Source organism: Streptococcus dysgalactiae subsp. dysgalactiae, from assembly GCF_900459225.1.
Lineage (GTDB): Bacteria > Bacillota > Bacilli > Lactobacillales > Streptococcaceae > Streptococcus > Streptococcus dysgalactiae.
This window is the reverse complement of record NZ_UHFH01000003.1, coordinates 2,125,706-2,141,282: the sequence shown is the minus strand read 5'-3', so window position 1 is coordinate 2,141,282 and position 15,577 is coordinate 2,125,706. Positions and strand designations below refer to the sequence as shown.

Genomic DNA, 15,577 nt, shown 5'->3' with positions numbered 1-15,577 from the left:
ACTAGGTTCCTTCTTGTGGATAATTCTAGGACTATTTTAACACAATTCCAGTCAGTTTTCCACAAAACCTGAAAGAATAGTTATAGTTACCCACAAGTTGTGGAAAGGTAATTCACAATGTTAACTAAAGTTTTCCACAGGCTGTGGAAATAATCAAAACCCTTGACAATATAGGGAAGATACTTCTAACAAACTGTGGAAAAGTAGAAATAAAAAAACAGACTATCAACAAACTAAAGTAGCTTGTTGATAATTCTGTTTAGTTCCTCTTGGTTAGCAAATGGTAACAGCAATTGACCACTTTGAGTTGATTTCAATTTGATTTTGACTGGTAACCCTAGAGATTGGGCCAGCTGATCTTCTAAAGAGGTGATAAAAATATTTTTATTTTTTGGGATAGGAATACTTTTAAGTTTTGGAGTTACCATATGCTCAATTTGTCGTACACTTAACCCTTCATTTTTGATTCTATTAGCGTAAACTAACTGTTCCTTTTCGTCTGTTAGTGTGAGAAGAGCACGCGCGTGTCCTGCACTAATGTCTCCTTCTTCTACTGCTTTACTAATTATTTTCGGAAGTTGCAGTAGGCGTAAAGTATTGCTAATATAAGGTCTTGATTTTCCCATATATTTGGCAACCTCTTCATGCGTCATTTGATTTTTTTCAATCAGTAGCTGATAAGCTTTTGCTTCTTCAATGGGATTCAAATCAGCACGTTGCAAATTTTCTACGATAGCTTGTTGCATACTTTCCAAAGAGGACATGTTTTTGACAATAGCAGGTACTTTTGTTAGCCCAGCCATTTTAGAAGCCTTAAAGCGTCGTTCTCCTGCAACTAATTCATAACCAAAGATGTCAGATTTTCGAACAATAATAGGTTGAATAAGTCCATTTGTCTTGATTGAATTAGCCAAATCTTCTAGTTCTTTTTGATTAAACTGAAGCCTTGGTTGATAGGGATTGGCTACAATATCTTCAATTGGAATAGATTTCAATAGTTCAGTCATAGAATCCTTTCAATGAATGGTAGCTAGTTTTTTATGTCAATGTAAAACAGCCCTAAGGACTGCTTTACTTGGTTTCAGAACATCTAGCAAGAACATTTTCCATAAATGACCTAGTTACTGCTTTTTGGTCAAATCCTGAGTTGTTTTAGTTAAGGTAATATCTGTTTTTTTCTTGGTTGTCCCTCTATAAAAGGTTACCTTGATGGTATCGTTAATGTCATGGCCATATAGACTACTTTGAAGATCACTTATTGAATTAACAGCTTTCCCATCAATTTCTGTAATGACATCGTACTGGGCAAGTTTACCACTTGCTGGCATTCCCTCTTGAACAGAACCAACCACAATGCCGCCAGTGATACTAGTTGGGATATTAATTTGACTAAGAGCATTAGTTGATAAATCATTTAGGTTAACCATAGAGATACCAAGAGCAGGTCGTATGACTTCACCGTTGGTTTCTAATTGCTTAATGATTTTAATGACATCATTAGATGGAATAGCAAAGCTAATTCCTTCGACAGCTCCACTATTCCCATTAATACCAGATGGAGTAGAAGAAATCTTACTTGAATTAATACCGATAACCTGTCCTTCTATATTAATTAGTGGTCCCCCAGAATTTCCGGGGTTAATAGCAGCATCTGTTTGGATAGCATTTGTTGAAACAGTTTCTCCATCTTCGTTTTTTAAGGTAACGGTACGACTTAGGCTCGATACAATTCCTTTCGTAACTGAGTTTGCGTATTGAGTTCCCAGTGGACTACCAATAGCAATAGCAGTTTCTCCAACATTAAGTTTAGTAGAATCTGCAAATTCAGCTACTGTTTTAATCTTATCTGAAGAAATTTTAACTACAGCTAAGTCAGAATAAGTATCCGCACCAATTAATTCTCCTACTACCTTAGTTCCATCTGCCATAAGAATTTCAATTCGTTTTGCGCCGTCAATAACATGATTATTAGTCACAACATAGGCATGATTGGAATCTTTTCGATAAATGACACCAGAACCTTGAGCAAAAACTGTTAATTCGGAATCTTTATCTTCTCTTGCTGGATTTTCTCCAAAGAGTTTTGTGTAAGGATTAGAAAGAGATGAAGAAGGATCTGCTTGATAGTTAATCACTGATACTACTGCGTTTTGGACGACTTTAACCGCTTTTGTTGTGTCAGTAGTATTATTAAAAACCATCTTACTCATCGTCGCACTACTAGTATGTGAGGTAGAGGAAGACTGTTGAGTAGCATTAAAAGTGAAAATTGCTAACAATCCTCCTAAAAATCCAATGAGTAAAATGCCTAAGGATTTTAAGATATGTTTCATAGATGGCATGACCTTACCTCCGAATAATTTTCTCATAGCTTATAAAACTTTGCTTAATTATACCTTAAAAAAAGAAAAAAGAAAAGTAATCCACAACTTGTGGAAAACTTTTAAATAATGGGATTGAAAGCCTATAATACAGGCTTTTTAAAAGATAAAAAAGTCATAAACATGTGGATAAATTGTGTAAAAAGGTTTTTCTGTGATACAATAAAGTTATGAAAGTAAAACTTATATGTGTTGGAAAACTAAAAGAAAAATACCTTAAAGATGGAATTTCAGAATATCACAAAAGACTCTCTCGTTTTTGTCAATTTGAGGTCATTGAATTAACTGATGAAAAAATACCTGATAAAGCTAGTGATGCTGAGAACCAAATGATTTTGGCTAAGGAAGCTCAGCGGATTGAAAAGAAAGTTGGACAGCGTGATTTTGTAGTCGTATTAGCTATTGAAGGAAAGCCATTTCCTTCAGAAACGTTTAGTCAACTCATCTCAGAAACGACTGTTAAAGGATACTCAGATATTACGTTTATCATTGGAGGAAGTCTTGGACTTGATTCTAGAATTAAAAAAAGAGCCAATGTCTTAATGAGTTTTGGATTATTAACCCTACCCCATCAACTCATGCGTCTGGTTTTGATTGAGCAAATCTATCGCGCTTTTATGATAGCTCAAGGCAGCCCATATCATAAATAACGTTTCATGTGAAACTCTAAAGATAACGAAATAAAGAAAAAGCACTGCTGAGCAGTGCTTAGTTTTATGATCCCAGCAGGATTCGAACCTGCGACCGTTCGCTTAGAAGGCGAATGCTCTATCCAGCTGAGCTATGAGACCTTAACTACCTTATTTTAACAAAAATCAGCTAAGACTGTCAATGCTAATTTTGAGGAGGCTACTAAGTCTGATTATTTTTTCTAATAAAATAAGAATAGAAAAGGTTCCTGAAAAAAATTACATTTTTTTTGAAAAAAGTGTAGACAAATAAAATCAATCTGATATAATAATAAGAGTATTAAGGAGAATTTCTCCAAAACTTCTGGTCCGTTGGTCAAGGGGTTAAGACACCGCCTTTTCACGGCGGTAACACGGGTTCGAATCCCGTACGGACTATCAAAATTGTCATTGAGGCAATTTTTTTCTTTTTCCGGCATAGCTCAGTTGGTAGTAGCGCATGACTGTTAATCATGATGTCGTAGGTTCGAGTCCTACTGCCGAAGTGATAAGATATTTCCTAAGATAATCTTAGGATTTTTTTATTTGGTAAGAAAAGAAACTAAAAGCCTACTTCAACTATTTCTCTGATGAGTATTGTATTGCTTCTGAATGTGACTTATGACGAATTATAAGAAAGTGATAGACATCAAAAAAGCTGCTCGTTGTTGAACAGCTTTTTAATGTGTTAAGAGTAAGTATAAAACTAACTGGATCATTCCCATTTAAGGATAGTGGACCTTTTCGTTTGTCACCTGTCTTTTCTTTTTCTGACTTACTTGATAGTAGACTAGGAAAAGATACGAGATTATTCCGAAAAGAGACAGTATCAAGCCTAGTTTAAATCCGTTTGGAATAAAGGTAAGAATAACTTGACCTTTTCCTTTAGCAACAGAAACGGTTAGGAATCCTCCTTGAGCTTTTGTAATAGGAATAGGCTTGCCATTTTTTTTAGCTGACCATCCTTTGTCATAAGGAATTGTAAAGATGAGAGAGCCATCTTCCTTAGCATTGTAATTAGTAATAACGTTGTTGTTATTGGTGTAAACGTGGACTTCTTTTTGATTGATAGTGGTGATAGCTTTAAGGTAGGAATCGATAGATAGACTATAAAAGTGAGGAGTTGTAAAACTGATTTGTTTATTTTTGGGGAAAATAAAGGAAAGATTTGCTTTTTTAGCATGTTCAAAATAACCTAAGTCAAAGAAAGAATAGGCATTATCTGTAGTGTAGGTGAAGGAGTTACCATCGATACTAACATGAACTTCTTTGGCATTGGGATTTGAAAAAATAATATTTGGCATGCTTACATAGAGCTGACTACGTTCAGGAATAGTTACCTGATAAGTAATGACGGCAGATTGTTGCAAGGGCTTGCTCTGTCCTGATACTTGCTGATTGAATTGTTTGGCACCTGAAATCAGCTGATAGGGTTGAGGGTGAAAGTAAGTTAAAGCTTGCCCGCTTAATTGATTTAATAGCTTAGTTTGATTGTCAAGAGTGTTGACACTTATATTGACATCTTTGTAAATTCCCTTTGTTAATATCGCTAAAGGACTACTATAATGATTTTGATATAAAGTCATGGAACCGCTTGAAGTAACCTTTGTAAACCCAAATTTATCCAAATAATTTTCACTAAGGTTATACTTGATACCAAGTAAACTATCCATAATGAGGGTATTATTTTGGTACCTCAGGTTCAAATTAGTCCCTTTTGACTGGAAACCTAAACGATCGAGCAAGGAACTAGATAGACGATTTCGAACAGATGAAAATTGAGAAATGCCATGATAATTGTATTTCATGCTATCATTTCCTGTTCGAGCGGATAACCTTTCCATTCTAAAAAAAGGTTGACGTTTGGTTGACAGATTCTTAACAATGTTGTCAATATCTTTTAATTGATTCTGGTAACCTTGCCTAGTAGGAAATACCCACTCGTTATTTATACCTTGGGTTTGGTAATACGTATTTAAGCTAGCTTCTAGAATGGTAAAAAATAGTGTAAAGCTAAGTAAAAAACCTACAGGAATTTGGCGAGACTGAAAAGCAAGTAGGCATATGGTATAGGCTACTAGAAAAGCTAGACTAAGTAGAAAGAAACTTGGTGTCAAAAAATCATATCGGTGTGCTATCAGGTAGGGTGTCGCTAGTATTAACACTAGAAAAATAAAAGCAAAACTGATTTTGATTTTTGAAAATTCTTTTTGTCTGGTCAAGGCCTCACATGCTAACAAAAGAAGCGTTACTGGGAAGGTCCAAGCATAACGATGTAAGAACATATTAGGTGCGTGCATGCCTTGCCAAAAGAGATCTAGTGGTTGTAAATAAAAGCTTGACACAATAATGACTAAGAGTGTTGCATAGGCTGATTTGATTTTTAGAGGAACACTTGACAAGGTAAAGAAAATCACTGCAAGCAACAAAGGAAATAAGCCGACATAAATCATAGGAAGAGCATTGAACTTAGTGGTGTCATAAGCTCCTAATGAGAGTTTTGCAGGGAGGTCGAAATACCAAGTATTGGTAGTTATGAGTTGCTTTACAAGGGAGAAAGTTTCTCCATAACTTGATAAATCCAAATAGGTAGGAAGTAGCATAACAGCACTTGTTAAGGCTGCCATGATTGACACTGTTGTAAACCTTAAAAAAGCAACTAAACCTTTTTTGAAACTATTGAGTTTCAAAAGACAAACAAAGGCATATAAGGAGGAGAAGATAGCAACCATATAGCCAAAGTAGTAATTTTGAATAAAGAGCAGACTCACACAAACGTAATATAAACCTGTTTTCTTTTTTAGGATGATTTGATTTAGTCCTAATAAAATCAAGGGTAAAAGAATAAAAACGTCCAACCAAGAATTGAGTTCAAGTTGGCTAGTCAAAAAACTCATTAAACTATAAGAAAGTGATAGTGATACGATCAGATAAGCCTTAATATTTGGATAGAGTTTATGAAACGCATAGCAGGCAGTTAGTCCCATAAATCCAAATTTTAATAAGGTAAGGAGATAGATAGCATCGGGCATAGATGCTAAATCAAAAAAGAAATACAAGGGAGAAAAGAAACTCCCTAAGTAATAGCTTGTGAGAGCGTAAAAATTCAAACCTAGTCCACTGGTAAATGTATAAAAGAGACTATCAGATCCGTGAAGGATATTACGAAGGTTTTGAGCAAAAATAACATATTGATGAAAGGCATCACTTGCTAGAATAGTTCTTTCTCCTTGATAAGAAATTCCCATTGAAAGAAGAACAGTAGACATAATGCTAATTGGTAAAAGAAAACTAGTGAGTCCAGCAATTGCCCATTTATGACGATGTTTCATAAGCTGACCAATCTTTCATTAATAACATTTTAAAAAAAGTGGCTAGGAAGAAGTCTTCTTAGCCACCTCATTTATCATAAGGTTCTATTTCCAAAGTTCAGAAACTCGGGCTTGAACATCAGGATTGTCAAGGAATTCGTCATAGGTTTCATCAATACGGTCAATAACACCATTTTTTGAAATCACAACGATATGGTTAGCAATGGTCTGAATAAATTCATGATCATGACTGACAAAGATAACAGATTCTTTGAAGTCTTTGATACCATCATTAAGGCTTGAAATAGATTCCAAATCTAAGTGATTAGTTGGGTCATCAAGAATAAGAACGTTTGATTTCAATAGCATCAACTTAGAAAGCATGACACGCACTTTTTCGCCACCGGAAAGAACGTTAACAGATTTTTTAACTTCGTCTCCAGAGAAAAGCATACGTCCTAGGAAACCACGTAAAAAGGTATCGTCATCTTCACCTTTTGAGGCGAATTGACGTAACCATTCAAGGATGGAATCATCTGTTGCAAAATCTTTTGAATTGTCTTTTGGCAAGTAAGAACGACTTGTTGTCACTCCCCATTTAATGGTTCCTTCGTAGTCAATATCATCTGCTAAAGCACGCATAAGAGCAGTTGTCTGAATATCGTTTTGACCAATAATAGCAGCTTTGTCACCTGGACGTAAAATGAAACTGATATTATCAATGATTTTCTCTCCATCGATCGTTACAGAAAGATTTTCAACAGTGAGGAAGTCATTCCCCATTTCACGCTCTGCTTTAAAATTAATAAATGGGTATTTACGGCTTGAGGGAACAATTTCTTCTAATTCAATCTTATCAAGCATTTTTTTACGAGAGGTTGCTTGTTTTGATTTAGATGCATTTGCTGAGAAACGGGCAACGAATTCTTGTAGTTCTTTGATTTTTTCTTCGGCTTTAGCATTGCGGTCAGCTTGTAAACGAGCTGCCAGTTCAGAAGATTGTTTCCAGAAATCGTAGTTACCCACAAAGAGTTTGATTTTACCAAAGTCAAGGTCAGCCATGTGAGTACATACTTTATTCAAGAAGTGACGGTCATGGGAAACAACGATAACTGTATTTTCAAAATCAATCAAGAAATCTTCTAACCATGAAATGGACTGAATATCAAGACCATTGGTTGGCTCGTCAAGTAATAACACATCCGGTTTACCAAATAATGCTTTAGCAAGAAGGACTTTTACCTTATCTCCATTAGCTAGTTCACTCATATTTTGGTAGTGAAGGTCTTCTGGAATATTTAGATTTTGGAGAAGTTGAGAAGCTTCGCTTTCTGCCTCCCAGCCACCTAACTCAGCAAAGATACCTTCTAGCTCAGCCGCACGAACCCCATCTTCTTCTGAAAAGTCAGCTTTCATATAGATAGCGTCCTTTTCTTTCATGATATTGTAGAGTTGTTCATTTCCCATGATAACAACATCAATAGCACGTTCCTCTTCGTAGTCAAAGTGATTTTGTCGAAGAACAGAAAGGCGTTCGTCAGGACCTAAAGAGATATGACCAGTACTTGGTTCAATATCTCCTGCAAGGATTTTAAGGAAAGTTGATTTTCCGGCACCATTGGCACCGATTAAGCCGTAAGTATTACCAGCTGTGAATTTGATGTTTACATCATCAAAAAGTTTTCGATCACTAAAGCGTAGTGATATATCAGAAACTGTAAGCAATTTGTCACCTCATCTTATTTATCTAACCTTCATTGTACCTAAAAAAGCCCCTTTTTTCAATCAGAAAGGGGCTAATCACTACATAGGTAATAAAACGTCTTTGTCTTCACGTTTGTATTGTTTGGTTAAGCTGAATCCTCGACCCATTACCTGAGCTGCAGGCATGACAACAATAAAAGCAGTATCATCGATTTCAAGAATTTTTTCTTGGAGTGCAGGCAATTCATAAGTTGACACGATGGCCATCAACATAATTTTATCTGATGTGGTATAACCACCACGAATTGGAATTTTAGTTACCCCACGGTCCATAACAGTTGTGATATATTGTCGGATAGCTTGATAATCTTTGGAAATAATCATGACATTCTTCGATGAATCGAAACCATTTTCCATGACACTAATCACATATCCAATAACGAGTAGCCCTATCGTTGAATACATCACGTCGTCAGCAGATAGAGCCATTAATCCCATGAGAACACTAATACCGTCAACAATAGTCATAGCGAAACCAAGTGATAATGGGGAGTACTTGTGAAGAATCTGTGTTAAAATACCTGTTCCCCCTGTTGAAGAATTTCCCCAAAATACCATGCCTAGCCCAATACCGCAGATAATACCTCCAAAAATAGCGGCTAATAATTGATTGTGTGTTAAAGTGGGTAATTGGTTGGTTAAACGAATGGCAATAGGATAAATCCATGACCCATAGAGTGTTTTAACGAAGTTCTGTTTACCAAGATAAAAGTAACACATTAACAGTAAGGGAAGGTTACTAACCATTAAAAAGAGAGAAGGGCTAATGCCAAATAAGGCTTTCATAACTACTGAAATACCAACCATTCCACCTGAGGCAATATGATTATCAACAAACATGGTATTAAAACCAATTGCTGTGATAAATGATCCAATGGTAACAAGCAATAAATCCATGACACGTTTTTTCATGTAGTTAAGGTCTCCTTTTAAGGTGGTTAAAAATGGTAGATTCATTATCTCTTAAATAGGTTGAGACCGTCAAGACTTATTTTTAAAAAATCTAAGGAACTTGACAAAATACTCAAAATTTCATAGAATAATGCTACGTTAGAAGAGTAATCTTTTCCTTGTTTTTAGAGAGTTAGCGGTAGGTGCGAGTTAACAACAAGTAAGATGAAATGGGCTAATGGTTAGTTTGAAAGGAACACATAACTTTCAGGTCGGCACCCCTTATCGTGCAACTTCTTAATATGTAGAAGATTGAGATAATATCCTGTTTTATTGTGGGTATTAATTGAGGTGGTACCGCGTATTACTTGTCACAACGCCCTCACGCTATTTTAGCGTGGGGATTTTTTATGCAATGATGAATATTTAGGAGATAATGATGACAAAACCAATTATTTTAACCGGGGATAGACCAACTGGTAAATTACACCTAGGCCATTACGTAGGAAGTCTTAAAAATCGCGTGATGTTACAAAATGAAAATAAGTATAAGATGTTTATTTTCTTGGCCGACCAGCAGGCTTTAACGGATCATGCTAAAGAATCCGAATTAATTAAAGAATCTATTGGAAATGTTGCCTTGGATTACCTCTCTGTTGGCTTAGATCCGAAACAATCAACAATTTTTATTCAAAGTCAGATTCCAGAATTAGCTGAATTGACCATGTACTATATGAATTTGGTGTCATTGGCACGTTTGGAAAGAAATCCAACCGTTAAAACCGAAATTGCTCAGAAAGGTTTTGGTGAAAGCATTCCATCTGGTTTCCTTGTTTATCCAGTATCACAGGCCGCCGATATCACAGCTTTTAAAGCTAATTTTGTTCCTGTGGGCAATGACCAGAAACCGATGATTGAACAAACACGTGAAATTGTGAGAAGTTTCAATCACACTTACCATACGGAATGTTTAGTGGAACCTGAAGGTATTTACCCAGAAAATGAAAAAGCTGGACGCTTGCCAGGACTGGATGGCAATGCCAAAATGTCTAAGTCTTTAGGAAATGGAATCTATCTTTCTGACGATGCTGATACAGTCCGTAAAAAAGTGATGAGCATGTATACCGATCCAAATCATATTAAAGTGGAGGATCCGGGTCAAATTGAAGGGAATATGGTTTTCCATTACTTGGATATTTTTGAAAGAGAAGAAGATCAAGCTGATATTGCGGCTATGAAAGAGCATTATCAAAGAGGTGGTTTAGGAGATGTTAAAACGAAACGCTACCTTCTAGACATTTTGGAACGTGAATTAGCACCTATCCGTGAAAGACGTTTGGAGTACGCTAAAGATATGGGGGAAGTGTTTCGTATGTTACAAGAAGGTAGTCAACAAGCGCAGGCTGTCGCAGCTCAAACCTTATCAGAAGTTAAATCTGCAATGGGAATTAATTATTTTTAAAAAAGCCAGGTTTTAGTGGCACTGCACCCCATTAATGGGACAGAAGAAAAATACTTTTAGGTGGACTTGTCAAGAAAAAATAGACATAAAGTTAAGCTAATTAGTAACTATTTTTTCAAATTCTACAGGTGAGAGATACCCTAAAGCTGAATGCAGACGTTTAGGGTTATAGTAAGTCTCAATATATTTAAAAATCTCAAGCTGAGCTTGCTCAATAGTTGCGAAATGAGCATCATTGACAAGCTCTCTTTTTAATGTTTTATAAAAGGCTTCCATGAGTGCATTATCGTATGGATTACCTTTTCGACTCATACTGGACTTACATTTTTTCCGTCTAAGTAGGGCCTGAAATCGTGCCCCGGTATATTGAGACCCCTGATCTGTATGGACGATTACCCCTTCTTTAGGCTTTTCTCTATCATAAGCTTGATTGAAAGCCTCTGTTACCAACTTGTCTTGCTTACGTCGGCCCATTGCCCAACCAACAATCTTTCTACTATAAACGTCTATAAAGACAGATAAATAAAGTATTCTTTCTTGTGTAGGGATATAGGTTAAGTCTCCTAGCCATAATTTATTCTTACCAGTCGCTTGGAAACATTGATTAACAAGATTGGGACGAGTTAATGAAGAAAATCGACGGTTATAGTATTTATAGTTATATCGACTTCCTTTAGCATAGAGACCTAACTGATGAAGGAGTCTACCAACACGTTTATGATTGACATGCATGCCACGTCTACAAAGTTCTTGGGTAATTCGTACACTTCCGTAACGCTCTTTATGTTCATAGAAAATGGCTTTAATCATTTCCTTCAAGGCTTCATTCTCAACATGCCTTGAAGATGGACGACGTTTTAAATAAGCATAGAAACCTGAACGGGAAACTTGAAAAGTTTGACAGGCGTGATGACTATTCAAGCTAACACTATTTTCCTTCAGAAACCGAAATTTTATTTCCGGTTTGGCTTCAAGAAGACCTGGAACTTTTTTAGAAGAGCTAATTCCTCCTGTAGCAGTTTGTTCTCTTTTTCAAGTTTTTTTATCTCAAATTGAGCATGACGAAGTGCGCTCCCGTGTCCTGGGAACGCACTTTCTCCATATTTTTCATATCCTTGAACCCATCGATAAAGACTATTGGGATGAATTTCTAAAGTTGAACTAACCATTTTTACAGACTGCTCTTCCTCAAGGATGAGTTTTACAGCAGAGAGTTTGAAGGCTTTATCAAAGGTTTTTCTTGGCATAATGACTTTTCCTCGTTTCCACTTAATTTTGTGTCTACTTTATTAGACCAAGTCCATGTTGAAATCGAGTAAACTAGAAACAGGAGTGTTTTATTATAGTCAAAAAAGCATATTCGGTAAAAATTAAGTTAGCTTGCATTGAGATGAAAAAAGCAGGTAAATCCAATAAAGTCATTATGAAAATCTTAGGGACTAAGCATAAATGACTCTTATCAAGCTAGTGGAAGAGTATAAGGAAACTTATCCTGTAGCTCTCATCTCGGATTGTTTTGGTGCCACCTTCTATCGTTGGAAATCAGAGGGCGAGAAGCCCTACAGAAGAGATGATATCGTTGAGGCCATTGAACAACTCTGTATGGCTAATCACTATATTTATGGCTATCGTACCATTAATCGATTACTCAAGAAACGCTATAACCTTGTCGTCAACCATAAGAAAGTTTATCGTATCATGAAGGCGCATGGCTGGACCTGTCGCACACGAAAGAAGAAGGCACCAAACCTTACTACGTGACAGACAACAAGCTGAATCGTGAGTTTCAAGTTGAGAAGCCTATGGAGAAGTTAGTAATAGATATTACGTATCTCTACTTTGGTAACTGTAAGCTTTACCTGTCTTCCGTCATGGACCTCTGCAACCGTGAAATTGTGGCTGATACTATCTCGGATTGTCAGGATACAGACTTGGTCCTGGACACGGTCAATCAGCTATCTTGGCCTGAGGAAATACTTTTACACAGCGACCAAGGCTCGGTATATACCTCAAAGGCTTACTATCAAGTTTGTAACAAAAAAGGCATCATCCGCTCAATGTCTCGTAAGGGGACACCAGCAGATAATGCCTGTATCGAAAGGTTTCATTCTGTTCTAAAGACTGAAACCTGCTATCTCCATAACTGGAGACACTTAACCAAAGATAGTGTAACAGATATTGTCAAAAATGACATCACATTTTATAATGAAACTAGACTTCAACAGAGATTAAACGACCAGTCGCCTGTAGACTATAGAAAACTGGTCGCCTAAAAGTGTTTTTCTTCTGTCCCATTAATGGAGTGCAGTGCCAGAATCTGTTTTTTAGCTTGAAATACCTTATCAAGGTGTTTTTGAATACAGTAAAAAGTCTGATAATTTAGCCATTCTATTATATTGGAGAGCTATAGAAACATTTTGTTGACAAATGATTTTAGCGTGATATGATAGTAACAATAAAAAAATAGACTGGGGAATTATTCCCTAAAATAAAAGAAAAGAGGATTATCTTAATGTCAAACTGGGACACTAAATTTTTGAAAAAAGGCTACACTTTTGATGATGTCTTACTCATCCCGGCAGAAAGTCATGTTCTTCCAAATGAAGTCAGTTTAAAAACAAAACTTGCAAACAATTTGACATTAAATATCCCAATTATCACAGCAGCTATGGATACTGTCACTGACAGTAAAATGGCTATTGCGATTGCGCGTGCGGGTGGCCTTGGTGTCATTCATAAAAATATGTCTATTACAGAGCAAGCAGAAGAAGTTCGCAAGGTAAAACGTTCTGAAAATGGCGTTATTATCGATCCTTTCTTCTTGACTCCTGACCACAAAGTGTCAGAAGCTGAAGAATTAATGCAACGTTACCGTATTAGTGGTGTTCCTATTGTTGAAACATTGGCAAATCGTAAGCTAGTTGGTATTATTACTAACCGTGACATGCGTTTTATTTCAGATTATAATGCACCAATCTATGAACATATGACCAGTGAGCATCTCGTTACGGCTGCTGTTGGCACAGATCTTGAAACAGCTGAACGTATTCTTCACGAACACCGTATTGAAAAACTTCCCTTGGTTGATCAAAGTGGCCGCCTATCTGGCTTAATCACTATCAAAGATATTGAAAAAGTCATCGAGTTTCCTCATGCTGCTAAAGATGAGTTTGGTCGCTTGCTTGTTGCTGCTGCAGTAGGTGTTACTTCTGACACGTTTGACCGTGCAGAAGCTTTGTTTGAAGCTGGTGCGGATGCTATCGTTATTGATACTGCTCATGGTCATTCAGCTGGCGTGCTTCGTAAAATTGCTGAGATTCGTGCTCATTTCCCAAATCGTACCTTGATTGCTGGAAACATTGCTACTGCTGAAGGAGCGCGTGCTCTCTATGATGCAGGTGTCGATATTGTTAAAGTTGGTATTGGACCAGGTTCTATCTGTACTACTCGTGTGGTTGCAGGTGTTGGTGTTCCTCAAGTGACTGCTATTTACGATGCTGCTGCCGTTGCTCGTGAATATGGCAAAACGATTATTGCTGATGGTGGTATCAAGTATTCTGGCGATATTGTTAAGGCTCTTGCAGCCGGTGGTAATGCTGTTATGCTTGGATCAATGTTTGCTGGTACAGATGAAGCTCCAGGTGAAACTGAAATTTACCAAGGCCGTAAGTTCAAAACTTATCGTGGGATGGGCTCCATTGCAGCTATGAAGAAAGGATCAAGTGATCGTTACTTCCAAGGTTCTGTCAATGAAGCTAATAAGCTGGTTCCAGAAGGAATTGAAGGCCGTGTTGCTTATAAAGGCGCTGCTTCCGATATTGTTTTCCAAATGTTAGGTGGTATCCGTTCAGGTATGGGCTATGTTGGTGCAGGTGACATTCAAGAATTACATGAAAATGCTCAATTTGTTGAAATGTCAGGTGCAGGCTTGATTGAAAGTCATCCACATGATGTCCAAATTACAAATGAAGCACCAAACTATTCTGTACATTAAAATGAGATTGATGTAAACTAAAGGTCGAGTCTACTCTCGGCTTTTTTTACTCGTCACTGAATACTGATGTCAACTCTGTAGTAGTAATAGTTTTTTGGTAAATATTATTGTATTTTCCTGCTAAATAAGCTATAATTAGTTCTCGTGTGAAAACACTTTAATGATAGAAATTTTATAATGTTGTAAACTTACTGTAAAGGAGATAAGATTTTGGAAGGTATTTTATATGCGCTTGTTCCGATGTTTGCTTGGGGCAGTATTGGTTTTGTTAGTAACAAAATTGGTGGTAAACCCTCACAACAGACTTTTGGAATGACTTTAGGAGCTTTGCTATTTGCACTTGTTGTTTGGTTAATTGTCAGACCTGAAATGAGTTTACAACTTTGGATTTTTGGGATTCTCGGCGGTTTTATCTGGTCAATTGGTCAAACTGGTCAATTTCATGCCATGCAATACATGGGAGTCTCAGTTGCCAATCCTTTGTCAAGTGGCTCTCAACTTGTTCTGGGAAGTTTGATTGGTGTCCTCGTTTTTCATGAATGGACAAAACCGATGCAATTTTTAGTGGGAAGTCTAGCACTATTACTTCTGATTGTTGGTTTCTACTTTTCTAGTAAACAAGATGACGCTAATACACAAGTCAATCACCTTCATAATTTTTCAAAAGGATTTAGAGCCCTCACTTATTCAACAATTGGTTACGTGATGTATGCAGTTTTATTTAATAACATCATGAAATTTGATGTTTTATCTGTTATTTTACCAATGGCAGTAGGCATGGTCCTAGGAGCAGCAACCTTCATGTCATTTAAAGTCTCTTTTGACCAATATGTGATTAAAAATAGTGTTGTTGGATTACTTTGGGGCATTGGTAATATTTTCATGCTTTTAGCTGCATCAAAGGCAGGACTTGCAATTGCCTTTAGTTTCTCACAATTAGGTGCCATCATTTCTATTGTTGGAGGCATTTTATTCCTAGGCGAAACCAAAACCAAAAAAGAAATGCGTTGGGTTGTCACAGGTATTATTTGTTTTATCGTAGGTGCTATTTTATTAGGTGTGGTCAAATCTTAATCACCACCTAATATCAAAAAAGGGCTCAGTTT

12 protein-coding genes, 3 tRNA genes and 1 other annotated feature are annotated in these 15,577 nt (G+C 36.7%); of the genes, 8 read left to right on the top strand and 7 right to left on the bottom strand.

The features are described 5' to 3' along the window. Positions 1 to 233 precede the first annotated feature (233 nt). Positions 234 to 1,007, bottom strand: a complete 774-nt coding sequence (locus DYD17_RS10850; RefSeq protein WP_115253230.1) for a ParB/RepB/Spo0J family partition protein — start codon at positions 1,005 to 1,007, stop codon at positions 234 to 236. 114 nt (positions 1,008 to 1,121) lie between these two features. Further along, entirely contained in the window at positions 1,122 to 2,342 is a 1,221-nt protein-coding gene (locus tag DYD17_RS10845) for a S1C family serine protease (RefSeq protein WP_003048956.1), read from the bottom strand. Between the two features lie 209 nt (positions 2,343 to 2,551). Here DYD17_RS10845 and rlmH point away from each other — a divergent pair, with 209 nt between their 5' ends. Next, positions 2,552 to 3,031 (top strand): 23S rRNA (pseudouridine(1915)-N(3))-methyltransferase RlmH, encoded by a 480-nt coding sequence (gene rlmH / locus DYD17_RS10840; RefSeq protein WP_115253229.1) that lies wholly within the window; start codon positions 2,552 to 2,554, stop codon positions 3,029 to 3,031. A gap of 67 nt (positions 3,032 to 3,098) precedes the next feature. On the opposite strand, the gene DYD17_RS10835 is transcribed toward rlmH, so the two are convergent. Then, a tRNA-Arg gene (locus DYD17_RS10835) sits at positions 3,099 to 3,172 on the bottom strand. Positions 3,173 to 3,376: 204 nt separating this feature from the next. Here DYD17_RS10835 and DYD17_RS10830 point away from each other — a divergent pair. Both DYD17_RS10830 and DYD17_RS10825 read left to right on the top strand, forming a co-directional pair. Beyond that, positions 3,377 to 3,448 (top strand) — tRNA-Glu (locus DYD17_RS10830). A 33-nt stretch (positions 3,449 to 3,481) separates the two neighbouring features. Continuing rightward, a tRNA-Asn gene (locus tag DYD17_RS10825) sits at positions 3,482 to 3,555 on the top strand. Between the two features lie 219 nt (positions 3,556 to 3,774). Here the strand turns inward: DYD17_RS10825 and DYD17_RS10820 are convergent. From DYD17_RS10820 to DYD17_RS10810, 3 genes are all read right to left on the bottom strand, one after another. Further along, complete coding sequence (locus tag DYD17_RS10820; protein WP_115253228.1) at positions 3,775 to 6,381, bottom strand: YfhO family protein; 2,607 nt, start codon at positions 6,379 to 6,381, stop codon at positions 3,775 to 3,777. An 84-nt stretch (positions 6,382 to 6,465) separates the two neighbouring features. After that, positions 6,466 to 8,085: an ATP-binding cassette domain-containing protein gene (locus DYD17_RS10815; protein ID WP_115253227.1), complete on the bottom strand. Its 1,620-nt coding sequence runs from the start codon at positions 8,083 to 8,085 to the stop codon at positions 6,466 to 6,468. Positions 8,086 to 8,163: 78 nt separating this feature from the next. After that, entirely contained in the window at positions 8,164 to 9,036 is an 873-nt protein-coding gene (locus DYD17_RS10810; protein WP_003053211.1) for a YitT family protein, read from the bottom strand. Between the two features lie 124 nt (positions 9,037 to 9,160). Beyond that, positions 9,161 to 9,402 (top strand) — a binding site (T-box leader). A gap of 52 nt (positions 9,403 to 9,454) precedes the next feature. Between DYD17_RS10810 and trpS the strand changes: the two genes are divergently transcribed. After that, on the top strand, positions 9,455 to 10,477 hold the full coding sequence (trpS, locus tag DYD17_RS10805) for a tryptophan--tRNA ligase (RefSeq protein WP_115247012.1): 1,023 nt from the start codon (positions 9,455 to 9,457) through the stop codon (positions 10,475 to 10,477). Between the two features lie 96 nt (positions 10,478 to 10,573). Here trpS and DYD17_RS10800 read toward each other — a convergent pair. Further along, positions 10,574 to 11,724, bottom strand: a protein-coding gene (locus DYD17_RS10800; protein ID WP_115253226.1) for an IS3 family transposase whose coding sequence is annotated in 2 segments (ribosomal slippage) — positions 10,574 to 11,472 and positions 11,472 to 11,724 — 1,152 coding nt in all. Because the reading frame shifts where the segments join, the coding sequence is not laid out codon by codon here. 202 nt (positions 11,725 to 11,926) lie between these two features. Here DYD17_RS10800 and DYD17_RS11005 point away from each other — a divergent pair. The 4 genes from DYD17_RS11005 to DYD17_RS10775 all read left to right on the top strand — a co-directional run bounded on the left by DYD17_RS11005 (position 11,927) and on the right by DYD17_RS10775 (position 15,545). Then, positions 11,927 to 12,238 (top strand): IS3 family transposase, encoded by a 312-nt coding sequence (locus tag DYD17_RS11005; RefSeq protein WP_236593267.1) that lies wholly within the window; start codon positions 11,927 to 11,929, stop codon positions 12,236 to 12,238. Next, positions 12,235 to 12,750, top strand: a complete 516-nt coding sequence (locus tag DYD17_RS10785) for an IS3 family transposase (RefSeq protein ID WP_160147953.1) — start codon at positions 12,235 to 12,237, stop codon at positions 12,748 to 12,750. Before DYD17_RS11005 ends, DYD17_RS10785 begins: the two co-directional genes overlap by 4 nt. A gap of 239 nt (positions 12,751 to 12,989) precedes the next feature. Then, a complete protein-coding gene (gene guaB / locus DYD17_RS10780; protein WP_003053202.1) occupies positions 12,990 to 14,471 on the top strand; it encodes an IMP dehydrogenase in 1,482 nt (493 codons plus the stop codon). A 210-nt stretch (positions 14,472 to 14,681) separates the two neighbouring features. Next, the gene (locus tag DYD17_RS10775) at positions 14,682 to 15,545 is read left to right on the top strand and encodes a RhaT/GlcU family sugar-proton symporter (RefSeq protein ID WP_003053198.1); all 864 of its coding nucleotides are present in this window, start codon (positions 14,682 to 14,684) and stop codon (positions 15,543 to 15,545) included. The last annotated feature ends 32 nt before the right edge of the window (positions 15,546 to 15,577 follow it).

Excerpts from the sequence above, each read along its gene's own strand:
- DYD17_RS10850 (WP_115253230.1), bottom strand. The coding sequence starts at position 1,007 with ATGACTGAACTATTGAAATCTATTCCAATTGAAGATATTGTAGCCAAT.
- DYD17_RS10845 (WP_003048956.1), bottom strand. The coding sequence starts at position 2,342 with ATGCCATCTATGAAACATATCTTAAAATCCTTAGGCATTTTACTCATT.
- trpS (WP_115247012.1), top strand. The coding sequence starts at position 9,455 with ATGACAAAACCAATTATTTTAACCGGGGATAGACCAACTGGTAAATTA.
- DYD17_RS10810 (WP_003053211.1), bottom strand. The coding sequence starts at position 9,036 with ATGAAAAAACGTGTCATGGATTTATTGCTTGTTACCATTGGATCATTT.
- guaB (WP_003053202.1), top strand. The coding sequence starts at position 12,990 with ATGTCAAACTGGGACACTAAATTTTTGAAAAAAGGCTACACTTTTGAT.
- DYD17_RS11005 (WP_236593267.1), top strand. The coding sequence starts at position 11,927 with ATGACTCTTATCAAGCTAGTGGAAGAGTATAAGGAAACTTATCCTGTA.
- DYD17_RS10820 (WP_115253228.1), bottom strand. The coding sequence starts at position 6,381 with ATGAAACATCGTCATAAATGGGCAATTGCTGGACTCACTAGTTTTCTT.
- rlmH (WP_115253229.1), top strand. The coding sequence starts at position 2,552 with ATGAAAGTAAAACTTATATGTGTTGGAAAACTAAAAGAAAAATACCTT.